We start from the raw sequence: 16,404 nt of genomic DNA, 5'->3' as shown, positions 1-16,404 counted from the left end.
ATGTATGACGCCCGCCTATACAGCAGTTTGCCGCGATTGCAAACGAGAATCAGGTCAGGACGAATCGTCGGACATGAAAAAGGCGCGCGAAGGCCGCGCGCCTTTGGTTTTTTGTCCGTCTGCCGGATCAGGACTTCATCGAATCCCAGAAGCTTTTGACCGACGAGAAGAAGCTTTTGCTTTCGGGGTTGTTGTCTTCCGACAGTGCCTCGAACTCACGCAACAGCTCCTTCTGGCGGCTGGTCAGGTTGACCGGGGTTTCCACGGCCAGTTCGATGAACATGTCCCCGGCCCCGCCGCCACGCAGGGCGGGCATGCCCTTGTTGCGCAGGCGCATCTGTCGACCCGATTGGGAGCCAGCAGGAATCTTCACCCGGCTGCGGCCACCATCAATGGTCGGCACTTCGATGTCGCCCCCAAGCGCGGCTGTCGTCATCGAGACAGGCACTCGGCAGAAAAGGTTGCTTTCTTCGCGCTCGAACAACTCATGCGGAGCAACCTCGATGAAAATATAGAGGTCACCGGGAGGGCCGCCGCGCATCCCGGCCTCACCTTCGCCGGCAAGGCGGATACGGGTGCCGGTTTCGACACCTGCGGGGATGTTCACACTAAGCGCGCGGTCTTTTTCAACGCGCCCCTGCCCGTGGCAGGTGTTGCAGGGGTTCTTGATGATCTGCCCCAGGCCCGAACAGGTGGGACAGGTGCGTTCAACGGTAAAGAACCCTTGTTGTGCGCGGACCTTGCCCATGCCCGAACAGGTGGGGCAGGTGGTGGGCTCGGCCCCGCCTTCGGCGCCCGAGCCATCGCAGGCATCGCATTGCACCGAGGTCGGCACGTTGATGGTTTTTTGCAGCCCGTTATAAGCCTCTTCCAAGGTCACGCGCAGGTTATAGCGCAGGTCGGACCCGCGGGCGGCGCGTTGCCGTCCGCCGGGGCCGCCACGCCCGCCGCCCATGAAGTCGCCGAAGAGATCATCGAAGACATCCGAGAAGGCCGAAGCGAAGTCACCCTGACCGGGGTGGCCGCCGAACCCGCCACCGGGGCGTGCGCCAGCACCATTGCCCCCTTCGAAAGCGGCATGACCGAAACGATCATAGGCGGCTTTCTTCTCGGGGTCCTTGAGCACGTCATAGGCCTCGCCCGCTTCCTTGAACTGTGTCTCGGAGTCGGGGTTGTCCTTGTTGCGGTCGGGGTGCAGTTCCTTGGCCTTCTTGCGGTAGGCCTTCTTGATCTCGTCCGCCGAGGCGCCCTTGGAAAGCCCAAGCACTTCGTAATAATCACGTTTGGCCATCGGGGATCTCCTTTTTATGGAACACGCGGGGCCGGCCCAATACTCGGACCGGCCCCATTGGTCCCGTCAGGCGCCTTACGAGCGCTTGTCGTCGTCGAGGTCCTCGAAGTCGGCGTCGACGATATCGTCATCGGCCGGTCCGGTGGCCTCATCGGCGCCAGCGGGGGCATCGTCAGCTTCTTCCGCTTGCGCCTTGTAGATGGCTTCGCCCAGTTTCATGGCCGCTTCGGTCACGTTCTGGATGCCACCCTTGATTTTCTCAGCCGTGATATCGTCTTTTTCGAGGTCTTCCTTGAGGGCCGCAACGGCAAGTTCGATCGCCTCGACTGTTGTCGGGTCAACCTTGTCGCTATGTTCCTCAAGCGATTTCTCGGTCGAGTGAACAAGGCTTTCGGCCTGGTTCTTGGCTTCCACCAATTCCTTGCGTTCCTTGTCGGCCTCGGCGTTTTCCTCGGCCTCCTTGACCATGTTCTCGATGTCTTCGTCGCTCAGGCCACCGGACGCTTGGATCGTGATCTTCTGCTCCTTGTTGGTGCCCTTGTCCTTGGCGGAAACCGAAACGATGCCGTTGGCGTCGATGTCGAAGGTCACCTCGATCTGCGGCATGCCGCGCGGTGCCGGCGGGATGTCTTCGAGGTTGAACTGACCCAGCAGCTTGTTGTCGGCAGCCATTTCACGTTCACCCTGGAACACGCGGATCGTCACGGCGCCCTGGTTGTCTTCGGCGGTCGAGAAGATCTGCGACTTGTTCGTCGGGATCGTGGTGTTGCGGTCGATCAGGCGCGTGAAGACACCGCCAAGGGTTTCGATACCCAAGCTGAGCGGCGTCACGTCGAGCAGGACGACATCCTTGACGTCACCTTGCAGAACACCGGCCTGAATGGCGGCGCCCATGGCGACGACCTCATCGGGGTTGACGCCTTTGTGCGGCTCTTTCCCGAAGAACTTGGTCACTTCCTCGACCACTTTGGGCATACGGGTCATACCACCGACGAGAACGATCTCGTCGATTTCGTTGGCGGCAAGGCCCGCGTCCTTCAATGCGGCCTGGCAAGGCTTCATCGAGGATTTGATCAGGTCGCCCACGAGGCTTTCCAGCTTGGCGCGGGTCAGCTTGATGACCATGTGCAGCGGTTGACCGTCCGAGCCCATCGAGATGAAGGGCTGGTTGATTTCCGTCTGGCTGGACGAGGACAGTTCGATCTTGGCTTTCTCGGCGGCCTCTTTCAGGCGCTGGAGGGCCATCTTGTCCTTGGTCAGGTCGACGCCGTTTTCCTTTTTGAACTCATCGGCAAGGTAGTTGACGATGCGCATGTCAAAGTCTTCGCCACCCAAGAAGGTGTCACCGTTGGTCGATTTCACCTCGAAGAGGCCATCGTCGATCTCAAGGATGGTGACGTCGAAGGTACCGCCGCCAAGGTCATAGACCGCGATGGTGTGGGTGTCTTCCTTGTCCAGACCGTAGGCGAGGGCCGCGGCGGTTGGTTCGTTGATGATGCGCAGCACTTCGAGCCCGGCGATCTTGCCGGCGTCCTTGGTCGCCTGACGCTGGGCGTCGTTGAAGTAGGCGGGGACGGTGATGACGGCTTGCGTCACTTCTTCGCCAAGGTAGCTTTCGGCGGTTTCTTTCATCTTGCCGAGGATGAAGGCCGAAATCTGGCTGGGCGAATATTTCTCACCGCGGGCTTCGACCCATGCATCGCCGTTGCCGCCGTCGATGACGTTGAACGGCATATTTTTCTTGTCCTTGGCAAGATCGCTGTCGTCATTGCGACGACCGATCAGGCGCTTGACGCCAAAGACGGTGTTTTCGGGGTTGGTCACGGCCTGCCGCTTGGCGGATTGGCCGACGAGGCGTTCATCTTCGGTGAAGGCCACGATGGAGGGCGTGGTGCGTGCCCCTTCGGAGTTTTCGATTACCCGTGCCTGGCTACCGTCCATGATAGCGACGCAGGAGTTGGTGGTGCCGAGGTCAATACCAATGACTTTGGACATGTTTTTCGATCCCTTCTATCTCAAGGCGATTGTGCGGACGCCCGACCCGTTTCGGCATCAGGCCCCCGGTTTCGAGGCGGAGGGCATGGCCCGTCCCGCGCTTCGTGGCGTATATAGGCAGGGGTCTGTTGACCTGCAAGCGCTTGGAGGGCTCAGATTCTGCAATTTTGGGGTTAATCGCGGGCATATTTTCAACGAATCTGCCATGGTCATGGATATGGATACTGTCGAAATACGTGGATTCCGAATCCATCGGGGGTTCTTGGACGGGCCCGCACAAGCGGCCCTGGTAGAAGATTTGCGAGACGTGGCAACGCGCGCGCCGATGTTTTCGCCGATGACCCCATATGGCAAACCCATGCGGGTTAAAATGACCTCGGCGGGCAAATATGGCTGGATGTCGGACAAGAGTGGTTATCGCTATGTCACGCAACACCCCGACGGGGTGGAGTGGCCCGCGATTCCGCAGCGGGTGCTGGCGGTCTGGCAGGCATTGGTCAGCTGCGAGCGTACACCGGATTGCTGCCTTGTGAATTACTATGGCGAGGGCGCCCGCATGGGTATGCATCAAGACCGGGACGAGGCGGATTTTTCATGGCCTGTGTTGTCGATTTCGCTGGGCGATGAGGGCCTTTTCCGGATCGGCAACACGACACGCGGCGGCAAGACCGAGTCGATCTGGTTGCAATCGGGCGATGTGGTGGTGATGGGTGGAGACGCGCGCTTGACCTATCATGGAGTGGACAAGATCAGGTTCGGATCATCGACCCTTCTGGAGAAAGGCGGGCGGATCAATCTGACCTGTCGCGTGGTGGATTGAACCGCCCTGTCGGGCGGTCGCTGCGCGGCGGGTATTTTTGCCAAGAAAAAACCGCGAAACAAGGGCTTACCGGCGGGCGTTCCAACTGGCCGAGGCGTATTGACGTGTATAGAATTCGCCCATCAAGCCGACCATCAGCAAGGCAATCCCGACATACAGCGGGTATTCCCAATTGGAATTGCGCGGGAAGTAGTTGACGAACGTGAACCCGCGGCACTGGTCAATGGTGTGGAACAACGGGTTCCAGTCGAACATCATCAGCATGGTTGGGGGCAGACTGTTGGCGATGAACATCTTGCCCGAAGCGATCATGTTGGCCCGCTGGTAGACCGTGGTGAAGATCGACACGAATGTCGGAAACCAGGGCTTGATCGCCAAAAGGCACAGCCCGATGGCCACGCCCGTGAACCATGACAACAGGAGCATGGCAAAAGCCGCGATGGGTTCTTCGACTTCGAAAGGTTTAAACCCCACATGGTAGACAAACAGGATCATCGTGAGCGAGAGAACCTGGATGTAAAGTGTGCCCAGCGCCGCCGAGGTGATCGAGATGATGGTATTCATCGGAGCATGTTGCATCATGGGAGACGACGGCCCTTCCGCCCCCGCAACGGCACCCATCGATTTTACATGTGTCAGGAACAGGAAAATGCCGGACATCATGTAGAGCAGGAAATCCCCACGCAACCGCGCCCCTTTGAGCCCGAGCACCGAAAACATGATGTAGAAGGCCAGCACGAAAATGACCGCCTGCAACATATTGCTTCCGATCGCCCAGAGAGCATTTCCGTGGGATTTCCGAACACTGCGAACGGTGGCGTGATAGATCAGTTCGACCAGGGCGATGGCCGAGTGAAGCGTGGATTTTGGCCTTACGTTCTGGAACATTTCAATTTCTGCCCGGCTGCCTATGGGTTTTCTTGCACAGGTTTCTTGCTGTCCCGTTACCCAAGTATCATAAGGGGCGGCGAGCAATCCCGCAATATGCGGCCTGTGTGTCGCGCTGTGCAGTATGGTTAACCGGAGAATGACATTGGATTACGAGAAATTGGTAAATGTGATGCGCCGTCTTGCGTTGGAGGCCGGTGACAAGATCATGGAGATTTACAACGCCGATGATTTCGACGTGAAAGTGAAATCCGACGATAGCCCGGTGACCGAAGCCGACGAAGCCGCCGATGCGCTGATCTCGGCGGGGCTTCGGGAGGCATTTCCCGATGTTCTGTTGATCACCGAGGAACAGGCCAGTTCGCACAGCAAGACCGGAGATACCTTTCTGATCGTCGATCCGCTGGATGGCACCAAGGAGTTCATCAACCGGCGCGGCGATTTCACCGTCAATATCGCCTTTGTCGAGAACGGCGTGCCGACGCGCGGGGTGGTCTATGCCCCGGCGCGTGATCGTATGTTCCTGACACTGGCCGATGGCAGCGCGGCGGAAGAAGTGGCCCCTTTCGTGGCCGGCACAATGGGTGTGGTACGGCCGATCGAGGTATCGAATGCCGACAACGGCGCGCTGATGGTGGTTGCCAGTAAATCGCACCGAGATCAGGCCACCGACGACTACATCAACAAATACGCCGTGAAAGATATGAAAAGTGCGGGCTCGTCCCTCAAGTTCTGCCTGATCGCGACGGGCGAGGCGGATGTCTATCCGCGTGTTGGCCGTACGATGGAATGGGATACCGCCGCAGGGCATGCGGTACTGCACGGCGCGGGCGGAAAAGTGGTGCGCTTTGAGGATCACACGCCGCTGACCTACGGCAAGGACGGTTATGCCAACCCGTTCTTCATCGCCTATTCGCCCACGGTTGAGTTGAAGCCAGCGTAGCGTCGGCTCGTTCCAGGCGATATTTCGGCGCGCGACCTGTGATGTCGTGGCGCATTCGCCAGAAAAAGAAAAAATGGTACGAGTTTTGACCAAATTTCTTCACCTTTTTCCTTCATTGGGTAAGAGTTGAAGAAAACCGGCGAGTGTTCGGAACCAGTGAGGTATGGGTAAATGCGAAACAAAGTAACCAAAGCCATATTTCCTGTAGCGGGATTGGGAACACGTTTCCTGCCTGCGACGAAATCGGTGCCCAAGGAAATCATGACCTTGGTCGACAGGCCCTTGGTTCAATATGCCATCGACGAGGCCCGCGAAGCCGGTATCAAGGAATTCATCTTTGTCACTTCGCGCGGGAAGGGTGCGCTTGAGGATTATTTCGACATTGCACCGCAACTGGAACAGGAGTTGCGCAAGAAGGATAAGGAAGACCTTCTGGAAATCCTGAAGGCCACCAACATGGACAGCGGGGCCGTTGCCTATGTGCGCCAGCACAAGCCGCTTGGCCTTGGGCATGCCGTGTGGTGCGCGCGTCGCCTGATCGCGAACGAACCTTTTGCCGTGATCCTGCCCGACGATGTGATTGCCGCCGAGAAATCCTGCCTTGCGCAGATGGTCGAAGCTTTCGAAGACACCCAGAGCAACATAGTTGCCGCGATGGAAGTGCCCGAGGACAAGGCCTCGGCTTATGGTGTTCTGGACATCAAGGAAGATATGGGCCGGATCGTATCGACAAAGGGCATGGTGGAAAAACCACAGCCGGGCGCGGCACCGTCCAACCTTGCCGTGATTGGCCGCTATATCCTGACGCCGCAGATCCTGCGCAATCTGAACAAGAAGAAGCCCGGCGCCGGTGGGGAAATCCAGCTGACCGATGCCATCGACGAGGCGCGTGAAAGCGGTGAAGAAGTCTATGGTTTCCGGTTTGAGGGGCAACGCTTCGACTGTGGCTCGAAAGCGGGATTCCTACAGGCGACTGTATCTTTCGCGCTGGGCCGTGACGACCTGCGCGATGATCTTTGGGCCTACTTGAATGACGTGGTCCATGCACAGAAGGCAGCGCAATAAACGCCAGCTGCGGGCGGGATGATTCCGTGATCCGGCAGGTGGCTGAGCACGGGACAAAATGGACTTACTGAGCAATGCGATAACGGCTTACAGGCTGCGGTGGAAACGCCGCCGCCTGTTGTTCCGGGCCTTGCGCAAGCGGCCCCAGTTGCGTTGTATCGTCAATCGAACGGAACAGATTGAAAAGAGCGATATTCTTGGCGCGGTCACGGTCCGCAACGAGATGATGCGCTTGCCGCATTTTCTGGACCATCACCGGCGCTTGGGTGTCGCGCATTTCCTGTTCGTTGAGAACGACAGCGATGATGGGACGCGCGAATTTCTGGCCGAGCAGCCCGATGTTTCACTGTGGACGACGCCACAGAGTTACAAGCTGTCGCGCTTCGGGATGGATTGGATGACGGCACTTCAGGCGCGCTATGCGCATGGGCATTGGTGCCTGACCCTCGATGCCGATGAGGTTTTCATTTACCCGCATCACGACACGCGCCCCCTGCCCGCCCTGACCGAATGGCTGGATCGGCAAGGCCGCACATCCTTCGGGGCGCTTATGCTGGACATGTACCCCAAGGGGAAATTGAGCGCGCATCCATATCAGGCGGGCGATGATCCCTTTGCGGCGCTGTGCTGGTTCGATGGCGGGAATTACATGATCCAACGCAAGCCGGATTTACAGAACCTGTGGATTCAGGGCGGCGTGCGCGCCCGGTGCTTTTTCGGGGGGGAGCCGCGACGCGCCCCCACCATGGGGAAAATCCCGCTGGTCAAATGGAACCGACGGTTCGCCTATGTCAGCTCCACCCATTCGCTGTTGCCGCGGCGGTTAAACCGCGTTTATGCCGATGACGGGGGCGAGATGGCCTCGGGTATTCTGCTGCATAGCAAATTCCTGAACGTGGTCGTCGAGAAATCCGCCGAAGAAAAGCGCCGTCGCGAGCATTTCGCGAACAGTGACCTTTACGACGGCTACTACAACAGCCTGATCGACGACCCGGATTTATGGTGCCGGGCCTCGACCAAGTTCATAAGCTGGCGACAACTGGAGGCCATGGGCCTGATGTCAAAGGGAAATTGGGTTTGACGGAGCGGTGTTTCGAAACGATAAACAATACCGTCCTTGAGGCCGGTTCGTTTTTAAGTGCGCACAAGAGTGTGTTAAGCTCTGGTGAGGTAACTTCGAGCATGAAAAACAAGACAAGAGATGAGGGTTAAGCGGTGCGGCCGTTGCAATCATATCGCATGCGGCTCAAACGCAAACGCGCCAAGCTGCGCGCGTGGCGCAAGCATTTTTCCTTGTTACCAGTGCAGGACCGGACGGCCAAAATCCGGCCCGGTGATGTCTTGTTGTTCTCAACCTTCCGAGACGAATACGTGCGCCTGCCCTATTTCATGAAATACTACCGCAATCTGGGCGTGTCGCATTTCATCATGGTCGACAACGACAGCCAGGACGGCGGGCGGGAGTACCTTGCCGCGCAGGACGATGTCTCGCTCTGGACGACCAAGGCCAGCTACAAGAAGGCGCGTTTCGGTGTTGATTGGCTGAACTGGCTACAAGGGAAGTATGGCCACGGGCATTGGACGCTTGTCGTCGATCCTGATGAGTTCTTCATATACCCCTTCTGTGACACACGGCCCATCCGGGCCCTGACCGATTGGCTGGACACCTCGCAGGTGCGGTCCTTCGGGGCGATGCTTTTGGATATGTACCCCAAGGGGCGGATCGACTCGGTTCCTTATCAGCTTGGGCAGGACCCGCTTGAGATTGCCTCGTGGTTTGACCCCGGAAATTATACCATCGAAAAGAACAAGGCCTTCGGCAACCTGTGGATTCAAGGCGGGCCACGGGCAAGGGTTTTCTTCTATGACACCCCCAAGAAGGCCCCGGCCCTGAACAAGACGCCATTGGTCAAATGGGACAAGCGCAATGCTTATGTCAGCTCGACCCACATGCTTTTGCCAAGGGGTTTGAACCTGACGTATGACGAATGGGGCGGCGAAAAGGCCAGTGGCATTTTGCTTCACACCAAGTTTCTGGATACTTTCACTGCGAAAGCGGAAGAAGAATTGCAACGCCGGGAACATTATGCGGCAAGCATCGAATACAAGGCCTATGCCGAAAGCCTTCGCGACAACCCCGACCTTTGGTGCAAATGGTCGGAGAAATATATAAACTGGCGCCAGTTGGAAATTCTTGGACTGATGTCCAAGGGGAACTGGGCCTGAGGAAAGGGCAGTCACGGGTGAGTGTCGGGATTATCATGCTGGTGCATACGGCCTTTGACCGGGCCGAGCAGGTGGCGCGCCATTGGGCGGCGGCCGGTTGCCCGCTGGTGATCCATGCCGACAAATCGGTGCCCAAGGCGGCCTATGATGCGTTCGTCAAATCCCTGTCTGATTTGCCCGACGTGCGGTTTTCCAAGCGACATCGCTGTGAATGGGGGACATGGGGCCTTGTGGCGGCGACGCAAAGTGCCGCGGAGGTGATGCTGGAGGAATTCCCGCAGGTTCGGCATGTCTACCTCGCCTCCGGGTCCTGTCTTCCGTTGCGTCCGGTTCAGGAGTTGATCGATCACCTGGCCGCGCGCCCGCAGACCGATTTCATCGAATCCGCCACCACGGCGGATGTGCCTTGGACAATCGGCGGGCTGGACCATGAGCGATTCACCCTGCGGTTCCCGTTTTCGTGGCGCAAGCATCGCTACCTGTTCGACCGCTATGTCGCCCTGCAACGCGTCATCGGCTACAAGCGGCGTATCCCCAACGGCATTGTGCCGCATATGGGAAGCCAGTGGTGGTGTCTGACCCGGCAAACCCTGTCGGCGATTCTGTCGGACCCTGAGCGGGACACATATGACCGCTACTTCAAGAAGGTCTGGATCCCCGACGAGAGCTATTTCCAGACGCTCGCCCGGCAGTATTCGCGACAAATCGAAAGCCGGTCCCTGACTCTGTCGAAGTTCGATTACCAGGGCAAGCCACACATCTTTTACGATGACCATCTACAGCTTTTGCGCCGTTCGGATTGCTTTGTGGCGCGCAAGATCTGGCCTTTTGCCAATCGCCTGTACGATGCCTTCCTGAATGATAAATCAGGCGCCATGAAACGGACCGAGCCGAACCCCGGCAAGATCGACCGGATTTTCGCCAAGGCGGTCGAACGGCGCACACGCGGGCGGCCCGGCCTTCTGATGCAAAGCCGGTTTCCCGTGGAAGGGCGCGAGAACGGCCTGACCTGCGCACAATATTCGGTGTTCCAAGGGTTCAGCGATCTTTTCGAGAATTTCGAGACGTGGCTGGCCAAGGCCACGAGCACCCGGGTGCATGGCCATTTGTTTGCACCTGAGAGGGCCGAATTTTCGGACGGGCAAACGGTGATGAACGGTGCCCTGAGCGATAGCGCCGCCCTGCGCGATTACAATCCGCGGGCCTTTCTTGCCAGCCTGATCTGGAATACGCGCGGCGAACGGCAGTGCTTCCAGATGGGACCGCGCGATCACATCAAGAAGCTTGAGTGGGATCTGGCAAAAGACCCCAATGCGCAAATCTCGGTCATTACCGGGGCATGGGCCGTGCCACTGTTCAAATCCAACGCCAATTTCTCGGACATCCGACGCGAAGCCGCGCGCCTGCAACAGATCGAAAGCAAGTATCTGGAAGTCTTGCGGTCGCCCTGGACGAAGGCGCGCGTGCGCATCTGGACCATGGCCGAGTTCATCGAGGCCCCGATGGAGCCGCTGCAAACCATTATCGACGAGATCGGGCAGCAAAACCTGCGTGGTCTGGCCGAAGTGCCGCGCATGTCGGACCTGAGCGGATTCGGGCAGTTCCTTCAGAACCTCAAGAACCAAGGGATGCACCCCTACTTGATGGGGGATTTCCCGGTGGCGCATGACCCGCATGAGCCGCATCACGACAAACCGAAACCCTATCTGGTGCAGTAACCCCGCATGTCTGGCCCCTTTGATTACTTCGTCGTGTTCGCCGAAATGCGCACCGGATCGAACTTCCTTGAAAGCAACCTGAACGCTTTCGACAGCTTTCAGTGTCACGGCGAGGCATTCAACCCGCATTTCATCGGCTACCCCAACAAGACCGAGATTCTGGGTGTCACGCAGGACATGCGCGATGCCGACCCCGCGCGCCTGGTCAACACCATCAAGGAACAGTCCGAGGGGTTGGGCGGGTTCCGGTTTTTCAACGATCACGACCAAAGGGTTCTGGACCTTTGCCTGGACGATCCGCGCTGTGCCAAGATCATCCTGACGCGCAATCCGGTGGACAGTTACGTAAGCTGGAAAATCGCGCAGGCCACGGGGCAGTGGAAGCTGACCAATGTGAAGCGGCGCAAGGACAGCAAAGTTGCCTTTGACGGGCCGGAGTTCGAGAAACACGTGGCCCGCCTGCAAGAGTTTCAGGTGATGCTGCTGAACCGTTTGCAAACCACGGGCCAGACGGCGTTCTACGTGGCCTACGAGGATTTGCAGAACCTCGATGTGGTTAACGGTCTGGCAAAATTCCTTGGCAGCGACGAGCGTCTTGAAGCTTTGGATGCCTCGCTGAAGAAACAGAACCCGAGTAGCCTTGAAGACAAGGTCTCGAACTTTGACGAGATGGAGCGCGCGCTATCGGGGTTGGACCCTTTCAACCTGACGAGGACGCCCAATTTCGAACCGCGCCGGGGGCCGGGGGTTCCGGGGTATGTCACCGGGGCCAAGGCGCCGATTTTGTACATGCCGATGCGTGCCGGCCCGGAAGAAGAGGTGCGCGCGTGGCTGGCGGCCCTGGATGGTGTCCCGTCAGAGACCCTGCCAACCAAGATGCAGCAAAAGGGCCTGCGCCAATGGAAGCGGCGCAACCGCAGGCACCGCAGTTTCACCGTGCTGCGCCATCCGCTGGCGCGGGCGCATCACGTGTTTTGCACCCGGATCCTGATGCGGGGGCCGGGGACATTCTCGGATATTCGAAAAACCCTGCGCAATTTCCACAAGCTGCCGATCCCCGGCGGCAACCCCGATGACACCTATGACCGGCGTGCCCATCGCGCGGCATTCGGTGCGTTTCTGGAGTTCCTCAAGGCCAATCTGGCCGGGCAGACGGGTATTCGGATTGATGCGCATTGGGCCACTCAATCCTCGGTCATGCAGGGCATGGGGGAATTTGCCCTGCCCGACATGGTGATCCGCGAGGACGAGATGGAGACCCTTCTGCCAGTTCTGGCCAAGCAGGTGGGATATGCCAAACCACCACGCCCGGCAAAGGCGCAGGCCGATGTGCCCTTTGCCCTTTCCGAAATCTACGACGACGATCTCGAAGACCTGGCCCGCGCGGTATATCAGCGCGATTACATGATGTTCGGATTTGGAAAATGGGGCGATTGACGCCCCTTATACCTCAGGCCGCCTGAACGGCCTGAGCTTCGGTAACGATGGTATAAAGGGTTGCCGGATCGCTGTTCGAACGCAGTTTCGCACAAACCGACGGATCACGCAGAGTCCGCGAGACAAGCGCCAGCGCCTTGAGGTGTTCAACGCCCGCGTCACGTGGCGCGAACAGGGCAAAGACCAGATCAACGGGCTGTCTGTCCACAGAGTCGAAATCAACCGGCTTGTCCAACAGGACAAAAACCCCGACAACCTCATCAATCCCGTCAATCCGTGCGTGTGGCAAGGCCACGCCATGGCCCACACCAGTGGGGCCAAGGCTTTCGCGTTCTTGCAGGGCCTCGACGGCACCAAGCTGCTTGATGCCGTAGGCCGCCTCGGCAAGATCGCCGAGTTCATGGAGTAACCGCTTTTTGCTGGATGCAGCAGACAGTACGCGGACGGCCTCAGGCTTGAGGATCATTGACATTTCCATCTGTTCAGCGTCGCTCCGACAGGTTGGCGCAAGCGCGCCTCTCTTCCTGATTTACGGATCGATCCACCCGATGTTTCCGTCATCCCGACGATACACCACGTTCAACCCGTTATTTTGCTCATTACGGAAGATCAAAACCGGAGCCTCAGCCAGTTCCATCTGCATAACCGCCTCACCAACCGACAGAGAGGGAATTTGTGTTTCCATCTCGGCGACGATCACGGGTTGCAGGTTTTCTGGCTCCGAATCCTCATCTTCGCTTTCTGAGGCGAGGATATAAGAGGATGCACCCAGAACTTCAACCGGCTGCGCCCGGTCGCGATGGTGATCTTTCAATCGACGCTTGTACCGCCGAAGTTGCTTTTCCATCTTCTCACAGCACTTGTCGAAAGCTGCATAGATTTCATGCGCGTGGGCCTTGGCCTGAGCTGTCAGGCCGGTCGATAGATGCACGATGGATTCGCAGACATATTCACTGGCGCTTTTGGAAAAGATGATATGCGCGTCAGTGGGTCTTTCGGCATATTTGGCCACGGCTTCGCCAAGTTCCGCCTTCACGTGGGTTTGGAGGGCTTCGCCAACATCGATCTGTTTTCCACTGATTTGATAACGCATCTTATCTCCTTCATTTGAACATTCCGAACCCGCGAACATGACGCTTGGCGCCTGTACGAGAATCAAGTTCGGATGCGGAAACATGACATTCGAATGGCTTGTGTTCGTTTAGGCCCGAACGATGGGGCCACTTGCGAGAACAGCGCGGAATGATCGAATGTCATACCCTATTTGAGGCCCTTTGGCCCCATCTTGTCAATGACATTCGGATGACAGTTGTATCCAATCAGGATCACGAAATCCGGAAGCTATCGCCAAGATAGACACGGCGTACGTTTTCGTTTTCAACCACCTCTTCGGGGCTGCCGGACATAAGCACCTTACCATCATGTAAAATATAGGCGCGATCCACGATTTCGAGCGTTTCGCGCACGTTGTGATCCGTGATCAGCACGCCGATGCCACGTTTCTTCAAGTCAGCGACAAGATGCCGGATATCGCCAACCGAAATTGGATCGACCCCGGCAAAAGGTTCGTCCAGAAGCAGGTATTTCGGATCAGCCGCAAGGCAGCGGGCAATCTCCACGCGGCGGCGTTCCCCCCCTGACAGGGCCAGGGCGGGTGCACGGCGCAGATGCTCGATCGAGAAGTCGGATAGCAATTCCTCAAGCCGCTCACGCCGCTTGTGCCGGTCGGATTCCGAGATGTCGAGGATGGCCATGATATTATCTTCGACCGAGAGGCCGCGAAAGATCGACATCTCTTGTGGCAAATAGCCAATGCCCATCTTGGCGCGACGGTACATCGGCAGGTTTGTCACCTCGCGCCCATCCAGAAGGACATGCCCGCCTTCGGGATAGATCAGCCCGGCAATGGCATAAAATGTTGTGGTTTTGCCCGACCCGTTGGGGCCCAAAAGTGCCACGACCTCGCCCTGCTGCAAATCCAGCGACACATCGCGAATAACAACGCGTTTCTTGTAGCTTTTGCGCAGATTCTTAACCTGGAGCCCTGTGTTTTCATGGGCGATATGAAGATCGGGCTTGGCCATCTGTCAATTCTCGGAGGGTTGCAGGATGGTCTTGACCCGGCCACTGACCCGCGCAGTCCCGGCGCGGGTATCGACGAACATGCGATCCCCGGTCAGGGCCTGCGGCCCTTGGACCAGCAGGACATCGCCCTGCATTTCGATCACCCCGTTATCCATGTTGTAATCGGCCTGCTGCGCCTCGGCGGCGTCTTCACCACTCACCAAGGTCACGCCACCCGTGGCCTCAAGCCGTTTGATACGGCTTTGGTCCTCGTTGTAAACGACAAGGACGCGCGGGGCGGAGAGGCGCATTTCGCCTTGTCCGATCAAGACGTTACCAGTGAAAATAGCCGTACCATCGGCCTGATTGACGTCCAGGTTGTCCGCTGTCACCTCGACCGGCAGGTTCGAGTTCTGTTGCGTATTTCCGAAGGCCACTTGCGCCCCTTGTGCCATAAGGGGCACGGGCAGCACGGTAACAAACAGGAACGCGGCAAGCCGCAAAAATCGGGACACGGGAATTATTCCTTAACGTTTTGCGGAGTGTATAGCAGCTTGACACCATCGGTGAAAAGTAAATGTGCCGCGCCGGAATCATCGTTGGTTTGTAGCAACATACGCCCTGCCTCAATCGTACCGACCGGCGCGGCGCCCTGAACGGGGCCAGGGGTTTCAGCGAAAAGGCGATCCAACCTTGTATTGAGACGCTCGGTCGTCAGGTCGTACCCATTGGTCGTGACGACATGAACAGCCCCCTCAAGGTTCGCGGTCAACGTGCCTTGGTTCATCTCTGCACGATTCGACGTGATGTCGATCACCGTGCCCGAGGTCAGCCTCAACTGTGCAACGACGGTCCGAGCCATCAGGTGTTCGGGGTCATTTGCATCGGGCTTGGCCTGATCGGCCCGTACCGATATTTGATCGCCGCGGTTGGTCACACCCGCGAACGAAGGGTTCGTCGCGCCCAGATCATCGGCCCGCTGTTCAAGATCGATACTGGTGATCGGTATGTTCTTTGTCGGGTCGACGGTGCGCGAAATCAAAAACAGGGTCGATAAAAGCCCAAGCGCCAAAAGCGGCAGGATGATTTTCATCCAGGCCACGAGTCGCGAATGAAAATTATCGGCCCCCAGCATGATCAATGCGCGAAAATGTCGATCTCGGGCCAACCTGCAAGGTCAAGCTTGGCACGCATCGGCAGGAAATCAAAACAGGCCTGCGCCATATCGGTGCGGCCTTCACGGGCCAGCATGCGGTCAAGCTCTTCGCGCAGGCGGTGCAGGTAGAGGACATCCGAGGCAGCATAATCAAGCTGTGCCGTGGTCAGCGCGGGCGCGCCCCAATCCGAGGATTGCTGTTGCTTTGAAATATCCACGCTCAGCAATTCTTGCAGCAGGTTCTTGAGGCCGTGCCGGTCGGTGTAAGTCCGGACCAGTTTGCTGGCGATCTTGGTGCAATAGACCGGCGCGGTGAGTGCACCAAAGGCATTATACATCGCGGCAATGTCGAACCGGCCAAAGTGAAACAGCTTGAGCACATCGGGGTTTTCCAGCATCGCACACAGGTTGGGGGCCTCGGTCTGGCCTTGCTCCACCTGAACCAGATGGGCATCACCATCCCCACCCGACATCTGGATCACGCAGAGCCGGTCACGATGCGGGTTAAGGCCCATGGTTTCACAGTCGATTGCCACGACAGGCCCAAGGTCAAGCCCGTCGGGCAGATCGTTTTTGTATAGGTGGTTTGCCATGTTGTGTTTCCTTGGCGGGCCGCCGGTGTCCGGCCCTTGTCTTGGGTCACGTCGTATCAGGCCACGCCCTTTAAAGGCAGGTAAGCCATATGATTCGGGGTTCAAGACGCTTTGTGCGGCAGCCTGACGCGCAAATGAAGGGGAATCTGGGGTGTTCGGGGGCAACTTTCAGCGAAATCCACCGAATGACCTGAAAATAGTTTGCTTG

At 57.9% G+C, this 16,404-nt stretch carries 16 protein-coding genes; 7 read left to right on the top strand and 9 right to left on the bottom strand.

The genetic code is table 11. The annotated features are described in order from the left end of the window. Positions 1–127: 127 nt before the first annotated feature. Positions 128–1,291, bottom strand: a complete 1,164-nt coding sequence (gene dnaJ, locus FDP25_RS09320; protein WP_154151060.1) for a molecular chaperone DnaJ — start codon at positions 1,289–1,291, stop codon at positions 128–130. 75 nt (positions 1,292–1,366) lie between these two features. Beyond that, positions 1,367–3,286, bottom strand: coding sequence for a molecular chaperone DnaK (gene dnaK, locus FDP25_RS09315; RefSeq protein WP_154151058.1), 1,920 nt, complete (start codon positions 3,284–3,286; stop codon positions 1,367–1,369). 205 nt (positions 3,287–3,491) lie between these two features. On the opposite strand from dnaK, the gene FDP25_RS09310 reads away from it, so the two are divergent. Then, entirely contained in the window at positions 3,492–4,106 is a 615-nt protein-coding gene (locus FDP25_RS09310) for an alpha-ketoglutarate-dependent dioxygenase AlkB family protein (protein ID WP_425500521.1), read from the top strand. Positions 4,107–4,172: 66 nt separating this feature from the next. Here FDP25_RS09310 and FDP25_RS09305 read toward each other — a convergent pair whose 3' ends face one another. Then, a complete protein-coding gene (locus FDP25_RS09305) occupies positions 4,173–4,994 on the bottom strand; it encodes an ABC transporter permease (RefSeq protein WP_154151056.1) in 822 nt (273 codons plus the stop codon). A gap of 145 nt (positions 4,995–5,139) precedes the next feature. Between FDP25_RS09305 and cysQ the strand changes: the two genes are divergently transcribed. From cysQ to FDP25_RS09275, 6 genes are all read left to right on the top strand, one after another. After that, the gene (gene cysQ, locus FDP25_RS09300) at positions 5,140–5,937 is read left to right on the top strand and encodes a 3'(2'),5'-bisphosphate nucleotidase CysQ (protein ID WP_154153339.1); all 798 of its coding nucleotides are present in this window, start codon (positions 5,140–5,142) and stop codon (positions 5,935–5,937) included. Positions 5,938–6,108: 171 nt separating this feature from the next. Then, the gene (gene galU / locus FDP25_RS09295; RefSeq protein ID WP_154151054.1) at positions 6,109–7,002 is read left to right on the top strand and encodes a UTP--glucose-1-phosphate uridylyltransferase GalU; all 894 of its coding nucleotides are present in this window, start codon (positions 6,109–6,111) and stop codon (positions 7,000–7,002) included. A gap of 58 nt (positions 7,003–7,060) precedes the next feature. Next, positions 7,061–8,083, top strand: a complete 1,023-nt coding sequence (locus tag FDP25_RS09290) for a glycosyltransferase family 2 protein (protein WP_154151052.1) — start codon at positions 7,061–7,063, stop codon at positions 8,081–8,083. A 158-nt stretch (positions 8,084–8,241) separates the two neighbouring features. After that, positions 8,242–9,228 carry a glycosyltransferase family 2 protein gene (locus FDP25_RS09285; protein WP_154151050.1) on the top strand — a complete coding sequence of 329 codons (987 nt, stop codon included), beginning with the start codon at positions 8,242–8,244 and terminating at the stop codon, positions 9,226–9,228. A 17-nt stretch (positions 9,229–9,245) separates the two neighbouring features. After that, positions 9,246–10,946 carry a DUF5927 domain-containing protein gene (locus FDP25_RS09280; RefSeq protein ID WP_343032008.1) on the top strand — a complete coding sequence of 567 codons (1,701 nt, stop codon included), beginning with the start codon at positions 9,246–9,248 and terminating at the stop codon, positions 10,944–10,946. A gap of 6 nt (positions 10,947–10,952) precedes the next feature. Beyond that, entirely contained in the window at positions 10,953–12,383 is a 1,431-nt protein-coding gene (locus FDP25_RS09275) for a sulfotransferase family protein (RefSeq protein ID WP_154151048.1), read from the top strand. A 13-nt stretch (positions 12,384–12,396) separates the two neighbouring features. Here FDP25_RS09275 and FDP25_RS09270 read toward each other — a convergent pair whose 3' ends face one another. The 6 genes from FDP25_RS09270 to FDP25_RS09245 all read right to left on the bottom strand — a co-directional run bounded on the left by FDP25_RS09270 (position 12,397) and on the right by FDP25_RS09245 (position 16,196). Then, entirely contained in the window at positions 12,397–12,861 is a 465-nt protein-coding gene (locus FDP25_RS09270) for a PTS sugar transporter subunit IIA (protein WP_154151046.1), read from the bottom strand. Positions 12,862–12,912: 51 nt separating this feature from the next. Next, positions 12,913–13,476 (bottom strand): ribosome hibernation-promoting factor, HPF/YfiA family, encoded by a 564-nt coding sequence (gene hpf / locus FDP25_RS09265; RefSeq protein ID WP_154151044.1) that lies wholly within the window; start codon positions 13,474–13,476, stop codon positions 12,913–12,915. A 232-nt stretch (positions 13,477–13,708) separates the two neighbouring features. After that, on the bottom strand, positions 13,709–14,467 hold the full coding sequence (lptB, locus tag FDP25_RS09260) for an LPS export ABC transporter ATP-binding protein (RefSeq protein ID WP_154151042.1): 759 nt from the start codon (positions 14,465–14,467) through the stop codon (positions 13,709–13,711). A 3-nt stretch (positions 14,468–14,470) separates the two neighbouring features. Further along, complete coding sequence (lptA, locus tag FDP25_RS09255) at positions 14,471–14,902, bottom strand: lipopolysaccharide transport periplasmic protein LptA (RefSeq protein WP_154153332.1); 432 nt, start codon at positions 14,900–14,902, stop codon at positions 14,471–14,473. Between the two features lie 65 nt (positions 14,903–14,967). Continuing rightward, positions 14,968–15,582, bottom strand: a complete 615-nt coding sequence (lptC, locus tag FDP25_RS09250) for an LPS export ABC transporter periplasmic protein LptC (RefSeq protein WP_154151040.1) — start codon at positions 15,580–15,582, stop codon at positions 14,968–14,970. 2 nt (positions 15,583–15,584) lie between these two features. Continuing rightward, on the bottom strand, positions 15,585–16,196 hold the full coding sequence (locus tag FDP25_RS09245; protein WP_154151038.1) for a ribonuclease D: 612 nt from the start codon (positions 16,194–16,196) through the stop codon (positions 15,585–15,587). Positions 16,197–16,404 lie beyond the last annotated feature (208 nt).

It is taken from the genome of Roseovarius bejariae, assembly GCF_009669325.1.
GTDB lineage: Bacteria > Pseudomonadota > Alphaproteobacteria > Rhodobacterales > Rhodobacteraceae > Roseovarius > Roseovarius bejariae.
Note: the sequence above shows the minus strand (reverse complement) of the source record. Positions and strands in the feature narration are given on the sequence as shown.

What these genes read in the sequence shown, in the direction of transcription:
- FDP25_RS09270 (WP_154151046.1), bottom strand. Translation starts at nt 12,861, where the DNA reads ATGGAAATGTCAATGATCCTCAAGCCTGAGGCCGTCCGCGTACTGTCT.
- FDP25_RS09285 (WP_154151050.1), top strand. Translation starts at nt 8,242, where the DNA reads ATGCGGCTCAAACGCAAACGCGCCAAGCTGCGCGCGTGGCGCAAGCAT.
- galU (WP_154151054.1), top strand. Translation starts at nt 6,109, where the DNA reads ATGCGAAACAAAGTAACCAAAGCCATATTTCCTGTAGCGGGATTGGGA.
- lptA (WP_154153332.1), bottom strand. Translation starts at nt 14,902, where the DNA reads ATGGCACAAGGGGCGCAAGTGGCCTTCGGAAATACGCAACAGAACTCG.
- FDP25_RS09310 (WP_425500521.1), top strand. Translation starts at nt 3,492, where the DNA reads ATGGTCATGGATATGGATACTGTCGAAATACGTGGATTCCGAATCCAT.
- FDP25_RS09275 (WP_154151048.1), top strand. Translation starts at nt 10,953, where the DNA reads ATGTCTGGCCCCTTTGATTACTTCGTCGTGTTCGCCGAAATGCGCACC.
- hpf (WP_154151044.1), bottom strand. Translation starts at nt 13,476, where the DNA reads ATGCGTTATCAAATCAGTGGAAAACAGATCGATGTTGGCGAAGCCCTC.
- dnaJ (WP_154151060.1), bottom strand. Translation starts at nt 1,291, where the DNA reads ATGGCCAAACGTGATTATTACGAAGTGCTTGGGCTTTCCAAGGGCGCC.
- lptB (WP_154151042.1), bottom strand. Translation starts at nt 14,467, where the DNA reads ATGGCCAAGCCCGATCTTCATATCGCCCATGAAAACACAGGGCTCCAG.
- FDP25_RS09290 (WP_154151052.1), top strand. Translation starts at nt 7,061, where the DNA reads ATGGACTTACTGAGCAATGCGATAACGGCTTACAGGCTGCGGTGGAAA.
- FDP25_RS09305 (WP_154151056.1), bottom strand. Translation starts at nt 4,994, where the DNA reads ATGTTCCAGAACGTAAGGCCAAAATCCACGCTTCACTCGGCCATCGCC.
- dnaK (WP_154151058.1), bottom strand. Translation starts at nt 3,286, where the DNA reads ATGTCCAAAGTCATTGGTATTGACCTCGGCACCACCAACTCCTGCGTC.
- lptC (WP_154151040.1), bottom strand. Translation starts at nt 15,582, where the DNA reads ATGCTGGGGGCCGATAATTTTCATTCGCGACTCGTGGCCTGGATGAAA.
- FDP25_RS09245 (WP_154151038.1), bottom strand. Translation starts at nt 16,196, where the DNA reads ATGGCAAACCACCTATACAAAAACGATCTGCCCGACGGGCTTGACCTT.